At 36.8% G+C, this 18019-nt stretch carries 16 protein-coding genes; 9 read left to right on the top strand and 7 right to left on the bottom strand.

The genetic code is table 11. From position 1 onward, the window contains the following. Window positions 1-99: 99 nt before the first annotated feature. Window positions 100-2673, bottom strand: coding sequence for a DNA gyrase/topoisomerase IV subunit A (locus tag LVD47_RS18035; RefSeq protein ID WP_236979415.1), 2574 nt, complete (start codon window positions 2671-2673; stop codon window positions 100-102). A gap of 625 nt (window positions 2674-3298) precedes the next feature. Here LVD47_RS18035 and LVD47_RS18030 point away from each other — a divergent pair. The 4 genes from LVD47_RS18030 (at window position 3299) to LVD47_RS18015 (ending at window position 9316) form a co-directional block, all read left to right on the top strand. Then, window positions 3299-3853: an RNA polymerase sigma factor gene (locus LVD47_RS18030; protein ID WP_236979413.1), complete on the top strand. Its 555-nt coding sequence runs from the start codon at window positions 3299-3301 to the stop codon at window positions 3851-3853. 1 nt (window position 3854) lies between these two features. Continuing rightward, complete coding sequence (locus LVD47_RS18025; RefSeq protein ID WP_236979411.1) at window positions 3855-5372, top strand: outer membrane beta-barrel protein; 1518 nt, start codon at window positions 3855-3857, stop codon at window positions 5370-5372. Between the two features lie 106 nt (window positions 5373-5478). Next, entirely contained in the window at window positions 5479-6261 is a 783-nt protein-coding gene (locus LVD47_RS18020; protein ID WP_236979408.1) for a DUF6503 family protein, read from the top strand. A gap of 262 nt (window positions 6262-6523) precedes the next feature. Continuing rightward, the gene (locus LVD47_RS18015; RefSeq protein ID WP_236979406.1) at window positions 6524-9316 is read left to right on the top strand and encodes a TolB-like translocation protein; all 2793 of its coding nucleotides are present in this window, start codon (window positions 6524-6526) and stop codon (window positions 9314-9316) included. 8 nt (window positions 9317-9324) lie between these two features. Here the strand turns inward: LVD47_RS18015 and pyrH are convergent, their stop codons facing one another. The 5 genes from pyrH to rplM form a co-directional block, all read right to left on the bottom strand. After that, window positions 9325-10041 carry a UMP kinase gene (gene pyrH, locus LVD47_RS18010; RefSeq protein ID WP_236979404.1) on the bottom strand — a complete coding sequence of 239 codons (717 nt, stop codon included), beginning with the start codon at window positions 10039-10041 and terminating at the stop codon, window positions 9325-9327. 64 nt (window positions 10042-10105) lie between these two features. Continuing rightward, on the bottom strand, window positions 10106-10936 hold the full coding sequence (tsf, locus tag LVD47_RS18005) for a translation elongation factor Ts (RefSeq protein WP_369427822.1): 831 nt from the start codon (window positions 10934-10936) through the stop codon (window positions 10106-10108). A 61-nt stretch (window positions 10937-10997) separates the two neighbouring features. Then, window positions 10998-11726: a 30S ribosomal protein S2 gene (gene rpsB, locus LVD47_RS18000; protein WP_236979400.1), complete on the bottom strand. Its 729-nt coding sequence runs from the start codon at window positions 11724-11726 to the stop codon at window positions 10998-11000. A gap of 36 nt (window positions 11727-11762) precedes the next feature. Beyond that, window positions 11763-12149 carry a 30S ribosomal protein S9 gene (gene rpsI, locus LVD47_RS17995; protein ID WP_236979398.1) on the bottom strand — a complete coding sequence of 129 codons (387 nt, stop codon included), beginning with the start codon at window positions 12147-12149 and terminating at the stop codon, window positions 11763-11765. 5 nt (window positions 12150-12154) lie between these two features. Continuing rightward, a complete protein-coding gene (rplM, locus tag LVD47_RS17990) occupies window positions 12155-12598 on the bottom strand; it encodes a 50S ribosomal protein L13 (protein ID WP_236979396.1) in 444 nt (147 codons plus the stop codon). Window positions 12599-13115: 517 nt separating this feature from the next. On the opposite strand from rplM, the gene LVD47_RS17985 reads away from it, so the two are divergent. Continuing rightward, complete coding sequence (locus tag LVD47_RS17985; RefSeq protein WP_236979394.1) at window positions 13116-14123, top strand: beta/alpha barrel domain-containing protein; 1008 nt, start codon at window positions 13116-13118, stop codon at window positions 14121-14123. Next, a complete protein-coding gene (locus tag LVD47_RS17980; protein WP_236979391.1) occupies window positions 14124-15437 on the top strand; it encodes a hydroxymethylglutaryl-CoA reductase, degradative in 1314 nt (437 codons plus the stop codon). It abuts the gene before it with no gap. A gap of 1 nt (window position 15438) precedes the next feature. Here the strand turns inward: LVD47_RS17980 and LVD47_RS17975 are convergent, their stop codons facing one another. Next, window positions 15439-16071, bottom strand: a complete 633-nt coding sequence (locus tag LVD47_RS17975; protein WP_236979389.1) for a phosphoribosyltransferase — start codon at window positions 16069-16071, stop codon at window positions 15439-15441. 296 nt (window positions 16072-16367) lie between these two features. On the opposite strand from LVD47_RS17975, the gene LVD47_RS17970 reads away from it, so the two are divergent. From LVD47_RS17970 to LVD47_RS17960, 3 genes are read left to right on the top strand one after another with little or no spacing between them, the layout of a single operon-like run. Next, window positions 16368-16949, top strand: coding sequence for an RNA polymerase sigma factor (locus tag LVD47_RS17970; RefSeq protein WP_369427821.1), 582 nt, complete (start codon window positions 16368-16370; stop codon window positions 16947-16949). Further along, complete coding sequence (locus tag LVD47_RS17965) at window positions 16942-17142, top strand: hypothetical protein (RefSeq protein WP_236979387.1); 201 nt, start codon at window positions 16942-16944, stop codon at window positions 17140-17142. The genes LVD47_RS17970 and LVD47_RS17965 overlap by 8 nt, the downstream gene beginning before the upstream one ends. Window positions 17143-17152: 10 nt before the next feature. Then, window positions 17153-18016 (top strand): mechanosensitive ion channel family protein, encoded by an 864-nt coding sequence (locus LVD47_RS17960; protein ID WP_236979385.1) that lies wholly within the window; start codon window positions 17153-17155, stop codon window positions 18014-18016. The last annotated feature ends 3 nt before the right edge of the window (window positions 18017-18019 follow it).

Below are 18019 nucleotides of genomic sequence, written 5' to 3'. Positions count from 1 at the left end.
ATAATAATTCATTCTCACGATTCCTTTATTCTTATACCAATCCAAAAGAATCCTAGGAAGGGCTTTCCAGTCGGGCAAATACTTATATTCAAATTCCAACTAAAACAGTTCCGACTGACCTTTATCGGGATCCAATTCTACGGTATCCCCAGTTTTCAGATTTTCTTCCTCCGATTCAATTTTTTCCACTGAGACCACTTTTATTTTCCCTTCATCCAATTTATTTCCCAGGGCCTTCCATCCCTTTACATCTATAAACTCGGATAATAAAATCTTCTGCTCTTCTTTAGAGGAATCCTGATATGTCAATTCTGATTCTGAGCAATCAGTAACCACTAATAATTTCGATGACCTGTGTTCTGAAATAAATTGGAATCGCTGGCTTGTCGTACTTGTTTCAATTTGAAAGCGTTTAACTAAAGACCATTTTTTCTCTCCTTCATAATACACTACATTCCAAATCTCCTCAGGATCGAACCGTTTCACGGTATGAATCTTCGATATCTCCAATATCAGATTAGGGTCGAAATCCAATAATTCGTAACTACCATTTTCATAAATGACAATAATCTGATCGTCACCTTCAAACTCTCCTACAAATCTCCCCCGTTCTTCCATATTCAATTGTCCGGTGGCATTGTCCATATATACTTTTAGAGATTCAAGCGTAGAACCACCGGTTGATTTATATTCAATTTTCCGTACTGTATATTTTGTCAGGATATTACCCATAGATCTCCTTCCTTTAATATCCAAATCACCAAAATCAAAATCAAATACTTTTTTACGCGCTCTCGAGCTTGCGGACAGTGTGACCTTTATTATTTCGGATTCACCATTGGGTTGTGCAGAGAAATATAAAACCCTGGAACCTTTCGTACCTTTGGTAAGGTCATATTCCCGATCCCTGGTAATCGCTTTCACCTGAAATCGTTTGACCCTCGTTTTCCCGGATGCACCATCTGAGTAGGCCATATGATATGTTGTTCGTTCATCACCCTTTTGCCATATATCTGCATATAAAATATCCTTACCAACAAATACTTTTTCCCCTATACGGGTTACCATAAATTTACCATTGCTAAGAAAAACGATGACATCATCAATATCCGAACATTCCCGAATAAAGGTATCTTTCTTCAACCCGGATCCAATAAACCCTTCCTTGTAATTAACATATAATTTGGCATTATTGGCTACTACTTGTTGCACCTGTATATCTGCAAAAGTGGAAATTTCTGTTCTCCTGGGGAATTGATCTCCATACTTCTTTAAAAGGTATTCAAAATAAGATATACAATATTCAACCAAATGTGTCAGGTTAAAGCGTACTTTATCCAATTCATCCCTGAGGTTCTGTATCGCTTCATCAGCTTTAAATTTATTGAACTTTGATATCTTTTTGATCTTGATCTCTGTCAACCGCAAAATATCATCTTCTATAAAGGGACGTGCCAACTGTAATCTATTATCTCCCGGTGCTAGCTCTTCATCCGGTTCTGCTATATACCTTCTCATTTCAGTATCAATAATAGAAAGTACTTCCTCCCAGGTTTCAGCCTCTTCAATTTCATGATATACTCTGTTCTCAATAAAAATTTTCTCCAGAGAAGCAAAGTGCAACTTATCGAGGAGATCACGTTCTTCAATGAGCAATTCTGCCCGGATCAAAGATTTTGTGTGATCAGTAGACCGTTTAAGAATCTCCTTCACATCAAGGAACATAGGCTTGTTGTCAACTATCACACAAGCATTTGTAGAAATCGACATTTCACAATTTGTAAACGCATATAGCGCTTCTATTGTCAGCTCCGGTGAAACCCCGGAAGCCAAATCAATTACCAACTCTACATTCTTAGCCGTATTATCCGTAATTTTTTTAATGTTGATTTTACCTTTGTCATTTGCTTTTAGGATACTATCTATCAGAGAAGTCGTAGTTGTGCTAAAAGGTATTTCGCGGATGACCAGTGTATTCTTATCCTCTTTTTCAATTTTTGCCCGAACTTTCACCTTTCCTCCTCGTTCACCCCATTGATACTCAGAAATATCCATTAATCCTCCAGTCTGGAAATCCGGATATATTACAAAATTCTTTTCCTTGAGTACTTTTATGGAAGCTTTTATGAGTTCACAGAAATTATGTGGTAAGATACGTGTAGACAAACCTACAGCGATTCCTTCCACACCTTGGGCCAATAAAAGGGGAAATTTCATAGGTAAATTAATCGGCTCCTTTTTTCGTCCGTCATAACTTAGCTGCCATTCTGTAATATGTTTATTAAATGCCACTTCCAGGGCAAACTTAGATAGCCTGGCTTCAATATACCGGGGTGCTGATGCACTATCCCCTGTCTCAATATTTCCCCAGTTCCCCTGTTGGTCAATCAGGAAGTCCCTTTGTCCTAATTTCACCAATGCATCCCCAATGGCAGCATCCCCATGTGGATGAAATTGCATGGTCTGGCCAATAATATTTGCCACTTTATGGAATCTTCCATCATTAATCTCATTCATTGCATGTAAAATCCGCCTCTGAACCGGCTTGAGACCATCTTCAATAGTGGGTATTGCACGCTCCAAAATAACATAGGAAGCATAATCCAAAAAATAATTTTCGTACATCCCATCCAGGTTGATAATGGATGGTTGTGAATGGTTATCGCTTGACATTTATTTATAAATTACTGTTAATCAACAATAAATACATAATCGTATCCTTTAATAGTCTACAAAAATACAAACTTGTTCTGATATATTGAAAATCAAAACGTAAACGACCAAACCTCACAAATAAATTCTTTCTTTCGCACACATTGTCCAAAAGTAAGTACCCTTCTTTATCCACTTCCTGAATTTACCATAATTCTAAACCTGAACCGGGTATAAAAATGCTTGTCTATAAAGAGAGAGAAGTGAATCTACCCTCCTTCCCCACTCAATGGATGGCTTAGCCGTCCTGACTGCACGATACAATCGGCAGTACTTTCCAAAAACTTTTAAGGTCGATGGGAAAGGGAAAGATGCGCTGCATTCTCCACTGATAATTTCATCTCACGACCTTAAATTGGAATGAATCGTCTATAGTAATGTCATTCAGGTATTATGTTAACTAATTTGCTTAACAGAAATTTAAGCTCTCGAAAAGAGTCTATTATAACTAATTGAATATCAAATAAATAAAATTTTTGATTTAATTTCCTTCTGAAATTTTCTGTGAAAGAAATAATAAGGCAGCACCAGAGATTGGAAAATCGTTATTAAAGTGTTATTTTGGTAGGAAATACTCTACCGAGACATGGATATTTCACTGACTCTGGATCACGATGAAAAATCCATCATTGAAGCGTGTGTACGGAGGGAAAAATGGGCTCAGAAAATTATTTATGAGGCTCATTATGGAAAGATGATGGGAGTGTGTATGCGATATGCAAAAACCGAAGAGGAAGCACTGGACATACTTCACGATGGATTTATCAAAGTTTTCAGATATATAAAAAAATACAAACCGGGTACATCTCTTTACAGTTGGATCCGGAGAATAATGGTTAATACTGCTATTGACCATTATCGGAAGATGTCCAAAAGAAGGACTGAGTCAATAGAACATGCATATGGTGTGGAAGGTGATGAACCGAGTGCGATCGAGAACGTTACCGAGAAAGAAATACTCAAAGCGGTTCAATCTTTGACTCCTACTTACAGGGCGGTATTTAATTTGTATGTCATTGAAGGTTTTTCACACAGGGAAATTGCGGAAAAACTGGATATATCTGAAAGTACATCGCGATCAAATTTGGTGAAAGCCAGGTCCAAGTTGAAAAAACTATTAAAACATCTGAGAACTGACTAAGATGCTTAAGAGATTTGATAGGATTGTGAAAGATAAATTGGAGAACCTCGTGGTTCCCGGGGAATCGGATTGGGCTATATTTAGTGAATTCCTCGATATTGAATTGTCAATTCCCGATCAGGAAGATGTAGAATTAGATCAGAAGATTGATGCTGCACTCAGTGAATATAATGATTCTATTTTGACTCCACAGTGGGACTTGTTCGAATCGAGGTTAGATCATTTTAATGAAACTGAAGACCAGGTTTTTGATGAAAAAATAAAAACTTCTTTAGGTCATTCTTCCTTTCCTTGGAATGAAAGTCATTGGGAATTGATGTCGGATAAACTGGACACCTTTAACAATCGACCGAGAATTTTGCTTCTCAAGGTGATGGAAGTAGCAGCCGTTCTGTTGGTTCTATTACAATTACCGGGTATTTATAATACAGTAAAAACTACTATTGACCATAACCAACATTCCTTAATCACCACAGATAACAGCTCTACAGTTGACAAAAATCAGAATCCATATGGTCAGGAAGAGATTGTAAATCCTAATGCAGCTATTGATGAAGAATTTGCTTTACCTAATGGCTATGCACCTTCTTCTATTGATAGGACAGGTTCCAATTTAAATTCAAACATATCATTGCAAACCAGTGATAAAAATGATATTCAGAATGTAAAGTCTAGCGGAATTTCCCGACTTGAAAGTAAAAGACACTATGCTACGTTTGATCGGTTTCCCGCTGACCAACAAGGTTCTTTAGATAGCAGAGAGCCTATTTCATTAATAGATATGCCTTCCATGCAAGTGCAAAACTCTACTATCCCAAAAGGAATTCTCAAAAGATTGCCGTCGCTAAGCTCCAAGAATATCTCTGTGGCAAGTGTTCCTATGGATAGTATTCTATCAGGAGTTGCCTCCGTAAATGTTTTAAGACCGAAATTACATAGCAGTCTGGAGACTGGAATTTTCGCTGATGTAACAGGGGCCTCCATTAAAGAACGATTTTCATCAGACGAATTACTGGTTAATCCAGGTATGTACTTCCGGTATAAATTACAATACGGTAAGATATTTGGCAGTATGGGGGCTGATTATGTAGAAATGGAGTTCCCCGGTGCTGTTGAACAAAATAATATTACGATGGTTTCTCTGCCACTGGAATTAGGATACAACTTTGTTAACTTATCCTCTTTCAGAATGTATGTAAGCGGGGGAATTGCCGGACGATTTGTACCGTATGCAGAGTATAGCCCGGAAACTTTCGATCAAGCATCTGAGTATAATAATAACAATCTCAAAAAGGCAGATAATACCATTAGGTACGGTTTGTTGGACAATGGACCATTCGAAATTAATTCTTATTTATCCGGCAGGTTCAGTATAGGCATGGACGGGAATATAAACAAAAATCTAAGTGTTAATCTCCGTCTTACTCATGATGCATGGCTCAAAGGTAAGGGCATCGGTTACAATTACGATACTTTTAAATCTTCTCATCTTGCCCTTGGCTTTAATTATCATTTTTAAAAAAAAAGAAGGATTCTTTCAAACCCTTCTTGAATTCAATTTGTATTAATAGTTATTGAACTGATACTTTGTATCACAATTCCCTGACCTTTTCCAACTACAAAAAATGAAGGCCAATTTTTTTAAATTTATCTCCGGAATTTTTCCATTCTTTTTATTCACGTGCTCTACAGATACCGGGTCCTCCAGACGACCGGAACAAAATTCAGATTCACAAGCTCAAGAAATGATAAACCGGGCACTTGAGACAACTAATGTTGAGTTATTAAATAATGTAAAAGTTAGTTTTGAATTCAGGGACCAAAAAGTAACCTACCAAAATAGTGAAGGAAATTTTGAATACACGAGGGTTTTCCCGGATACTGCCGGTAATGAAATAATAGATACTTTAACAAACAATTCCTTCAAACGATTCAAAAACGGAACCCAACTCCAATTGACACAAGAGGAAAAGAATAATTTATCGGGTGGAATAAATTCTATCATATACTTTGCGTTTCTGCCTTTTCGACTCCAGGATCCGGCTGTACAAAGCAGTTATTCCGGAGAAGTAATAATAAAGAAGAAAAAATATCATAAAGTAAAAGTTACTTTCAGCAAAGAAGGAGGTGGACAAGATCATGATGATACTTTTTATTATTATTTTGATAAAGATAGTTATTCTCTAGACTACCTTGCATATCAATACCACACGGATGGAGGAGGTGTCCGATTTCGTACAGCTTATAATCCCAGATCTCTACAGGGAATCCTTGTACAGGATTATATCAATTATAAAGGGAATCCTGACTCTATCGATTTTGATTCCATAGAGAACTATTATAACTCGGGTAAGTTGAAGGAATTGTCAAAAATAGAACTGAAAAACGTGAGTATTTTAGACAATTAGTGTCCGGATTACTATACAATAGTTGGATACGCTAACAATTATTTATTGCTGACCAAAGCACTACGATACCGTAGGGTCGATTTTCCAAGACTGTGAAGCAAATCTTCATGATGTCAAGAGCTGGACCTCATGCCGTATTCCTATTGGAAAAATGTAATCCTTGATGCCCCGGCAGTGTACTATATTCCGAATAGGTTTTATGGTTCAAAGTGACTTAATCGGAGAATACTATTATATTTATATTGAAGTATCAAATCTGTATATGAAATATATCTTCAGGGTCATCTTGCTCCTCATTATTTCCATGTCATTTAACTCGTATCAAAATGCCCAAAATTTTGGTGGAGTACCTCCCAACAAAGAATGGTCTACCCACACCATAAATGATGTCCGGATTATTTATGATAAAAATGTAAAACATTCTGCTGATACTATTTCTAGAATAATCCATGCTATTGACCGGGAAGTGCCTTACTCCTTAGGGAATAATACGGAATTTCTTCATTTGATCCTTCGAAATGAGAATTTGACTTCCAATGGCTTTGTAAGCTATTTCCCATATCGTTCTGAGTTCTTTATTCACGGTGCGCAAAACCCTAATGCCATTGGCTACGGCGAATGGATTAAACTTTTATCCTACCATGAATACCGTCACGCAATGCAATACAGTAATTTTAATAGAGGTATCACCAAACTTATTCATTCGGTTTTAGGAGATGCTTCTGTAGCCGGTATTTACAATTTTTTAGTCCCGGATTGGTTTTCTGAAGGAGATGCTGTTTTCTTCGAAACGGCTTTGACAAGAAACGGAAGGGGAAGATTACCTTCTTTTACTTCTGATCTTAGAGCTTTACTTCTGGACAGTATAAACTATTCCTATGAAAAATTTAGGAACGGATCTTTTAAAGATCTGGTTCCAAACGAATATGTCATGGGATATATTCTGGCTACGTATGGTCATCAAAACTATGGAAAAGAATTTTGGAAAAATACTCTTCAGGAAACCGGACGGTTAAAGGGGTTAATTTTTCCTTTTTCCAAAGGTATTAAACGAAACAGTCAATTATCATTGGCTCAATTTTATCATCAAGCCTTCCGCAGCTATAGAAGTACTTTACCTTATTCTTCGTATAACCTCAAAGACAACCAATTTGCCTTTGAAAAAGATGCAAATATTAAAGATGAGATTGTATCCTATTCCTTAAATGGGGCAAAAATCCTTTTGGAAAACACCTATGACGAAATTCCTACTGTATATAGTATTGACGACAGGGAGAAAAAAACAAAGCTCTTTGAATTAGGAAACACCACAGACCCATTTATTCAAGTTTCGGATAGTCGAATATTATTTATCAACAAACGTGTCCACCACCGATGGACCAATCGGGAATTCGGAGATATTTGGTATTACGATACAAACAAGGGAACTATTCAAAAAGTCACCAAAGATAAAAAATTCCTTTCCTGTGATTTTAATGAATCTAATCAACATTTTGTTGCCGTATCAGGTACATCTGATGGAAGGTATGCAATAACCTTGCTAAATGAACAGGGAATGGTTATCGATACCATCGTTCCGGTTACCAGCGAGTATTTATCCTCACCTCTTTGGGGAGAAGATGAGCAATGTATATATTTCACTTCCAGAAAAAACGGTAAAATCTCTCTACAAAAGTACGATTTTCAATTACAAAATATCCAATCCCTGATATCTGATTACAATGGGACCATTGCCAATCCATTTATCAGGGGACATGAACTGTTCTTTTCTTCTTCCATTAGTGGTATCGATAACATCTATAAATATGATTTGGATAACGGAGATATACATCAAATAACCGATATAAAAACGGGGGCATACGCACCTACTTTGGATCCCGTAAACCATATCCTCTATTATAGTGTATCTACTGCTGAAGGAAAAAGAATAGTAACGCAAAATATTTACGAAGATGCTACCTCCGAACCTTTAGACGCCATAAATTCCTTCGAACATAATTCCAATTGGATTCCGAATTATGTTGAATTATCAAAACTCCCCCCCCAACCTTCACTACAAAAACCTTATAGACCTTTCTTACACCTTTTAAATTTCCATTCCATATACCTCACTCCTGACCTGGAAACCCCAAAACTATCCATTCTCTCAAATGACTATCTAAATACTACCAGGGCTGAGATTTACGGTCAATACTTTGATGCGGACCAATCTTTCAAAACCGGAGCAGAGCTTACTTATGCCAAATGGTATCCGGAACTTTCTGTGGGTGCTGACCATAGATTCAACAGGACTCTGATTATTCGAACTGACCGGAATATTTACAGAATTCCGAAATCCGAAACCTCACTAACAGGCTCCGTAAGATTGCCCCTGGTTTTTTCATCGAGGCAAAACCATCAATTTTTGAACATAGGATCGCGCTTTGACCTTACAAAAGAACACTTTGACCCAAACCATGAGTCACTTCCAGACAATTTCAATATTCAGCCAAGGTTATTCCAACGGAGCCAGGGGTCAATTACCTGGCAATTGACCCGAAGACAGGCTTACAGGGACATCTTTCCAAAATGGGGTTTTATTTTCCACGGTGTTTACAAAAGAGGATGGTCTCCGCAGATTAGTGAGCTAGCGTACATTCGGTCAGAGTTTTTTATTCCTGGATTTTTTAAAAACGACGGATGGAAATTCCGAGCACAGGGACAATGGAATAGTGATTTAGCAGGATCTTATCTTCCTTTAGAATTAGCCACTTCTTCCAATATCCGATACACGCATTCCTCATTTACAAAAGGTAGCTTTTTGACAGGGAACTATATGCTTCCACTCGCGTATCCAGAATTGGCGATCCCTCATTTTTTGTACACGAAAAGAATAGCTCTTAATTTCTTCGGGGAATACTTTGTGTCCGAACATGAAAACCAAAGTGCATATGGCGTGGATCTTTTCCTCACAGCGCGGTATTTCAATTTATTAGACCTTACAGTGGGCTTGCGAACACAAATGGTCAATAATAAAGATTTAGATTTTGGAATTATCCTCCTCCAAAATTTATAAGACAAGATCTAGAAATTATCAACAATAGAGCCAATTTCCTCTCCCTGAATAATTTTCTGGAGATTGCCCGACTCGTAAATATTAAATACTATAATCGGTAGGTTATTTTCCTGGCAGAGGGTAAAAGCTGTCCGGTCCATCACTTTCAGGCCATTATTCAAAGCCTCATCAAAACTCAGCCTATCATACTTTTCGGCATCACTTTCAATTGCGGGATCTGCCGTATATATTCCATCTACCTTTGTTCCTTTTAATATTACTTCAGCATTTATTTCATTCGCTCTTAAAGCGGCAGCTGAATCAGTAGTAAAGTAAGGATTTCCCGTCCCTGCTGAAAAAATAACAACACGTCCCTTCTCCAAATGGCGGATAGCCCTTCGCCTAATATAGGGTTCTGCAATTTCTTTCATTTCAATCGCAGAGATCAATCGTGTATAGACTCCTATACTTTCCAGAGAAGCCTGTAGTGCCATACCATTAATCACAGTGGCCATCATTCCCATATAGTCACCTTGTACTCTTTCTATTACAGTCTGATTTGTAGAAACACCTCGATATATATTCCCCCCTCCAATCACAACTGCTACTTCGGCTCCCATTCTTTGAATAGTCTTGATTTCACTGGCATAATGCAATAATATATCGTGATCTATTCCAAATTCCTTACTACCCATCAAAGCCTCACCACTTAATTTTAAAAGTACCCGATTATATGATAATGACATCCTTTCTTAATTATTATGTAAAAAAAAAGCGACTGAAAATTCAGTCGCTCAATTTATAAAACTTTTATCCAAGCATCAAATGTTTAAAATCTGTTACCGTTAGATTTTTATCCACAGATTGTAAATATTCTCTAACTGTGGCTTTGCTATCTTTTACAAAGTTTTGATTTAGAAGTGTATTCTCCTGGAAAAATTTATTCAATTTACCCAATGCAATTTTTTCAAGAATTTGTTCTGGTTTACCTTCCTGACGAGCTTGCTCTTTTCCAATTTCAATTTCTTTGTCAATGACAGATTGCTCCACATTGTCTTTGTCCAAAGCAACAGGTTTCATTGCCGCTACCTGCATTGCAACATCTTTTCCGGCTTCTTCTACTTTAGAATCATCGGAATTCAAACCGACTATCACACCCGCTCTATACCCCATATGGATATAAGGAACAACCATATCGGAAGATAATTTTTCATAACCTGCAAGTTCGATCTTCTCACCGATAACTCCGACTTGTTCGACAACTTTCTCGCTAATGGAAATATCTCCTATTGTAAGGTTGCCAAGCTCCTCTTTTGATTCTGGTAAATTTTCAAGCGCAATGGAAGCTATCTTTTTAGCAAAATCTACAAAACCTTCATTTTTGGCTACAAAGTCTGTTTCACAGCTCAACTTGATAACGACTCCATTTTTTTTATCATCAGAAACTGCAGCAATAACTACTCCTTCCTTTGCTTCTCTTTCTGCCCGTTTTACAGATAATTTTTGGCCCTTGGTCCTCAAAATCTCAATAGCCTTCTCATAATCTCCTTCAGCTTCTACCAGGGCTTTTTTACAATCCATCATACCGGCACCGGTTTGGTCCCTTAGTTTTTTAACATCTGCGGCTGTTATATTGCTCATCCTGCAATCTTTTTCTTTATTATAAAATATTATTAAAAAAACAAATGTATTCAAATGCGAATTAACCTTCCGAGGCTTCTGCTTCCTCGTTCTTTCCTTTTCGCCTTTCCTCCAACCCTTCTTTGATACAAGAAGTCAGGTAATTGGTAATTATTTGAATCGATTTAGTAGCATCATCATTCGCCGGAATAGCAAAATCTACGGATTTAGGATTGGAATTTGTGTCAACAATTCCAAACGTCTTTAAGCCCAATTTTTTGGACTCGGCCAATGCAATGTGTTCGTGATCGATATCCACAATAAATATCGCATGAGGTAATCTATTTAACCGGGCAATACCTCCTAATACCCTTTCAATTTTATCACGCTCTCTGGATAATGTCAACCGTTCCTTCTTTGTAACGGATGTCAGGGACCCGTCCTTGAGCATTCGATCTATATTATTCATTTTTTTCACTGACCTTCTTACAGTAGCGAAGTTTGTCATCATTCCTCCCAACCATCGATCTGTAACATATGGCATATCTACAGTTTTCGCAGCATCAGCTACGATATGCCGGGCTTGCTTTTTCGTAGCCACAAAGAGGATTTTACGACCAGATTTTGCCAGTTGTTTCATAGCCCTGCCAGCTTCTTCCAGGCTTTCCGCAGTCCTATTAAGATCAATAATGTGAATGCCTTTGTGCTCAGTGAAGATGTAAGGCTTCATTTTTGGATTCCATTTTCTTTTCAAATGGCCAAAGTGAACGCCTGCATTTAATAACTCTTTATATTTAGGTGCACTTATCATTTTGCTAGAATTTTTCTCAAAATAAAAATCAATAAATTAACGCTTGCTAAACTGGAAGCTCTTTCTTGCCTTAGGCTTACCGTATTTCTTACGCTCGACGACTCTCGCATCTCGGGTAAGGAACTTTTTGTCTTTTAACGGTTTCTTGAAATCTTCATTCAATTTCACTAAAGCTCTGGAAATTCCAAGACGTACGGCCTCAGCCTGTCCTTTGAATCCGCCACCGTTCACAATAATTTTGAAATCGACTTCCTGGGACATCTCTACTGTCTTTAATGGTTCCAGGACCTTATTTTGAACATGCTTTTGAGGAAAATATATATCCAATTTCTTCCCATTAATTTTCAAGTCGCCGTTTCCCTTTCGCATGAAAATTCTGGCTACTGAAGATTTTCGTCTTCCGACTGCATTTATGATTTCCATAGTACTTAAAATTTAAACTCTTTAGGTTTTTGAGCCGAATGCGGATGGTCTGCACCGACGTAAACAAATAATTTCTTAAACATCTTTCTTCCCAATTTGGTCTTTGGAAGCATTCCTTTTACTGCATTCTCAATAATGCGACCAGGGAATTTATTCAGCATTTCCTGTGCCGGTCTTCTCTTTTGACCATCAGTATAACCAGAATACGTTATGTACTCTTTATCATTCCACTTATTACCTGTGAATCGTACTTTGTCAGCATTCACAACGATTACATAATCCCCGGCATCCATATGTGTGGAATATGAAGGTTTATGTTTCCCTCGCAGTACGGCTGCAATCTTACTAGCAACTCTTCCCACAGTCTCTCCTTCCACGTCAATTATATACCAATCTCGGTCGATGGTTTCATTGGTAGGATATTGTGTTTTGTAACTTATTTTACTCATTTCTTATCTTTTAAATGGTATTCTGCCTTAATTTTGCGCTGCAAAGGTATTTTTTTATTTCGGTAATCACAAAGTATTTTCAGGAAATTTTTATCAGCACCTTCTGTAATCTACTGAAAAACAGTCAAAATTTCGCAACAATATGACAGTCCAATAACCACAATTCTACAATTAGTTACTCACCGTCGTTATAAAAAACCGGAACAACAGATCTCCAAGAATCACTATCAAGTAGCCATTAACAGATATATTCTTCCAAATATTTTAATTCATTATATTTGAATAAACACAAACTTTATCTTTTATTTAAAGCCTGTTTAAATCTTTAAAATTATGGTTTCGTGTGTACTATAAGTGAATTGGATTGTAGAAGAATTAGTTTTTGAGGACAAATGCAGAACATTTATGGAAAAATCAGATAAAATATTAATTCAAATTTGCATTTTGCAACCTATCGATGCATTTTTCAAGCAAGAATGCCTATGAAAAATCAATCCCTTAAATTAATTATACAAATTTGAAAGACAGAAAAAAAGATCATATATCCCTGGCGTTTGATTCTCAGCTGTCAAAAGACCAATTGGATCAACGTTTCCAGTACGATCCACTTTTTACGCCGCACCCTGGCAATTCAATGAATTTCAACTTTGACCTTGCGGGTAAAACAGTTCATTCCCCCTTTTGGGTATCAAGTATGACCGGTGGAACAGAAAAAGCAGGATTTATAAATAAAAATCTGGCGAAGGCGTGTAAAAAATATAAAATGGGGATGGGCCTGGGCAGTTGTCGAATATTATTGGAACAACCTGAGTATTTTCCGGATTTTGACATGCGTACTGTATTGGGTGAAGACTTACCTCTATTGGCCAATATCGGAATAGCGCAATTAGAAAAAACCATTGCCAATAATACCTGGGATGATTGGAATGGAATTATAACTAAATTGAGAGCAGATGGCCTGATCATTCATGTCAATCCACTTCAGGAATGGATGCAACCTGAAGGAGACCAAATAAAAGCACCTCCAATTGATACCATAAAAAAAGCAGTTGACAAATTGGACTTCCCGATCATTGTCAAAGAAGTAGGTCAGGGAATGGGAAGGCAAAGTCTTGAATCCCTGCTCGAATTGCCTTTAGAAGCCATAGATTTTGCTGCCAATGGAGGAACTAATTTCACTTTAGTTGAGCTTTTGAGATCAGACGAAATAAAAGCAGAAGTATTTAGTAAGCTTGCGGGTATCGGACACTCTGCTGAAGAAATGGTAGACTATATAAATGATATAACCCTTGCATCAAAATCAACGATCAAGTGCAAAAAAGTAATTATTTCAGGTGGCATAAAACATTTTTTGGACGGATTCTATTTACACCAAAAGTGCCAACTTCCTTCTCTTATTGGCCAGGCATCTACTTTATTAAAAAAGGCATTGTTATCATATGATGATTTGGATCATTTTTTACATTTGCAACACCAGGGATGGATGCTTTCCCAAAACTATTTAACATTAAAACCAAAACAATAGGTGAAAAAAAATAAGTCCATAGTTGACGGGTTTTCAAAATTTACTAAACTAGAAAAGCTAAACTGGTTAACGGATAACTTTTTTGACGAACCTGAAGAAAGTAAAAAAATTCTTCAAAAATATTGGATTGAAAATAAAGACGACCAAAAGGTGTTCGATCGAATATCTGAAAATACAGTAAGTAATTTTATTCTTCCATTCAGTATAGCTCCCAATTTTATCATTAATGGTAAACCTTATGCCATCCCCATGGTAATTGAAGAAAGCTCTGTAGTTGCCGCAGCTTCCGGTGCAGCAAAATATTGGAGAGAAAAGGGGGGATTTAAAGCCACTGTACTGCAAACTACAAAACTAGGACAAATTCATTTTCACTGGCGGGGTAATGCGGAGGACCTCCTCAACGCAAAAAAATTCTTTAACCGAGAATTAATGGAAAGGACGGTCCACTTGACTCAAAACATGAAGGTTCGAGGGGGAGGTATTAAAAAACTCGAAATTAAAGTTTTTCCAGAGAAACCTGATTACTACCAATTCTTAATACATTTTGAGACCTGTAACTCAATGGGAGCCAATTTCATCAATTCTGTTCTTGAACATTTCGCCAATGAGATGATTGAAATATTCTACAAAAAATTTGGTTCTACATCGCTACCTCCTTCGATAATTATGTCAATTTTATCTAATTACACCCCTGAATGCCTTGTCCATTCAGAGGTGACATGTCCGGTTTCTCAACTGAAACAAGGGTCCATGAGTGGAGAAGAATTTGCTAAAAAATTCAAAGATGCTGTAGATATTGCCGTAATTGATCCCTATAGGGCAACTACGCACAATAAAGGTATTTTTAATGGGGTGGATGCAGTCGTACTCGCTACTGGCAATGACTTTAGAGCAATAGAAGCAGCCGGTCATGCCTATGCTTCCAGAGACGGTCAGTATCGAAGCCTAAGCAAATGTTACATAGAAAATGAAGAATTTAAATTCCAATTGGACCTACCTTTGGCAATTGGAACCGTTGGCGGTCTGACAGGTGTTCATCCACTGGCTAAAATATCCCTGGAATTATTAGGGTATCCCTCAGCCCACAAACTCATGGAAATAATTGCTTCAGCTGGCCTGGCACAAAACTTTGCAGCCATCCGGTCCCTCATTACTACCGGGATCCAGAAAGGGCACATGAAAATGCATTTAATCAATATACTCAATCACCTAAATGCAGACAATGAAGAGATTGAACAAACCATTCGCTATTTTAAAAATAAAGTTGTCACTTTTACCTCTGTAAGAGCGTACCTATCTTCCATTCGGAATTGATTCATTTTAATTGATAAATATCATCGAGGTAGCGGCCAGATTCATTATAGTCAAGGCCAAACCCTATGACGAATTCATCTCCAATTTCAAATCCGACAGAATGAAGGGGAATATCGTGTTCTAATTTCCCGGGTTTAAACAACATTGCAACCACTATTACCTCCCTGGCCCCATTCAGATAGAGTTCTCTCGTCAGCTCTTTTACCGTCAAACCGGTGTCAATAATATCTTCAAGTATTACCACCTTCTTTCCTTCAAATATCGCAGGGTCTTTATGGTGAATAATTTCCACCGAACCCGTACTCTTTGTTCCTTTATAACTTGATGTTGTTACACAACATATTTGATAGGGTCTTGAATAATAGGATAAAAAACTGGAGGAAAAATAAAATGCCCCCGTCATGACCGGTACAAATATCAGGGACTCATCATCATTTGATATTTTCATAGCCAATTCGCGTGTCCTTTCCTGGATTTCCTGATGTGAAATAAACATCTCAAATAGTAAATCCCCTATTTTAACAGTTAGATCTTTCAAGTACTTTTTTTTAGTTTGAACATGGACTCGACGAATAATTGTTTCTGCCATTCTTTCTACGAAAAAAGCAACTCCCAAGGCATCTGGCAAAGTCATCCCTAAGAGGACTTTGCGGAAATCAATGCCAGAATCGACGATTTCACTTGTTTTCCACCCTACGTTTGCACCCAGGATTATTTATATTTTGCCTCTTTCACCACCGCTAAAGCTAAAGGTGGAAAGTGATCAGAGCTCTTATTTTATCTGTCAAACTCACGTTCATTTAACATATATTACAACTATAATGATATAATTATTTCTCTATTCATCCAGCAGCTATTGTAATAAATAATAATAAGTTTCATTTTAATAAAATTATAATAATTTTGTACTATTAGCATAATGCTGAAAATATCCTGCATACTTTAAAACATAGCGACGAAGAACTTATTCATGCGTACCTCAATACGCATGACCAAAAATATTTTACGGGATTATACCGCAGATATTCGAATAAGGTATATGCAAAATGCTTATTTTTACTTAAAAACGAAGACTTAGCAGAAGATGCCACTCACGATATTTTTATCAAACTTCTTCTGAACTTATCAAAGTTTTCAAACAAAGCTCGTTTTTCGACATGGCTATATTCGATAACATATAATTTTTGTATCGACCTTCTAAGGAAACGAAAAAAAATCAATGTTGTTGAAATTGAAGATAATTTACTGAATGATGAAAGCGAAGAGGAAGACAGTATTTCTGATGCAGAGATCTTAGAAATGAAAATAGAGCAGCTCGAACGACTAATGGATCAAATCAGTGATGATGAAAAAATAATATTGCTAATGAAATATCAGGATGATATGTCGATTAAAGAAATCGCCAATCATTTTGATATAGGTGAAAGTGCAATTAAGATGCGAATCAAAAGAAGTAAGGAAAGGTTACGAGATTTAGCTGAAAAGGACGATCAAATTTATAGCCATGAATAATTTCAAATTACTGGAAAAACGAACGCTAAAAAAACACAAGCCCTTATCGATGGATATGGAAAAGAAACTCCGTTCCGAAATTACTTTAATACAATTTATGGGAGACACAATAGATTTGATATTACCAAAGACATTTCAAACCCTTTCGACATTCATTGAAGGCCCAAAACCCTTGAAAAGAGAAAAAAAATAAGTTTTAAAAAATGGAAGAATCACTAGTCAACGAAAGCCAATTTTATTTTCTGGATATGATGAGTCAATTTCTGCAAACAATAGCAGAGGTTCTACCCAACATCCTTGCAGCTATTTTAATTGTCATTTTCGGTTATATTCTGGCTCGAATCCTATCCAGATTCCTTACAAAAGTAATTATAAAATTAGGATTGGATAAGCAAGCAGAAAAACTCAATTCAATAGATATTTTTCAATCTATCAACATTAAAATTAAGCCCAGTGCCATTTTGGGTAAGTTCTTATACTATATGATAATGCTCTTTGTTCTGATAGCAGCGGCTGATATAATTAATATGCCCACTATAACGAGAATTATCAGGGACATTGTAAATCTTATCCCCCAATTACTTACCGCCCTTTTTATTCTTTTAATAGGCATTTTCTTAAGCGATGGATTGAGAAAACTGGTGCAAACTACTTGTGAATCTCTAGGAATTCCTTCTTCTAAATTAATTAGTGCTTTTGTATTCTATTTTTTAATTGTAAATATCCTATTAACAGCCCTGGAACAGGCTGGTATTGAGACTCAATCCCTTTCACAAAATATCAGTCTACTAATCGGAGGGTTAATTTTTGCATTTGCCATAGGTTACGGTTTGGCGTCAAAAGATATTTTCGCAAATATTCTCAACAGTTTTTACAATAGAGAGTTATTCCAGGTTGGTGACTACATTAGATGGAATAATTACCAGGGACAAATTGTAGACATGGATCGGTCGCGATTAACTCTCAGAATGGACGACTCTGAATCCGTCATAATTCCCATGAACAAATTAGCAAAAGAAGAAATTGTACTCATATATCCTTCAGGCGAAAGCAACGAAGAATTATAACAA

Origin of the sequence: Membranihabitans maritimus, assembly GCF_021729145.1 — a bacterium.
GTDB lineage: Bacteria > Bacteroidota > Bacteroidia > Chitinophagales > Saprospiraceae > Membranihabitans > Membranihabitans maritimus.
This window is presented reverse-complemented; position numbering and strand designations above follow the sequence as displayed.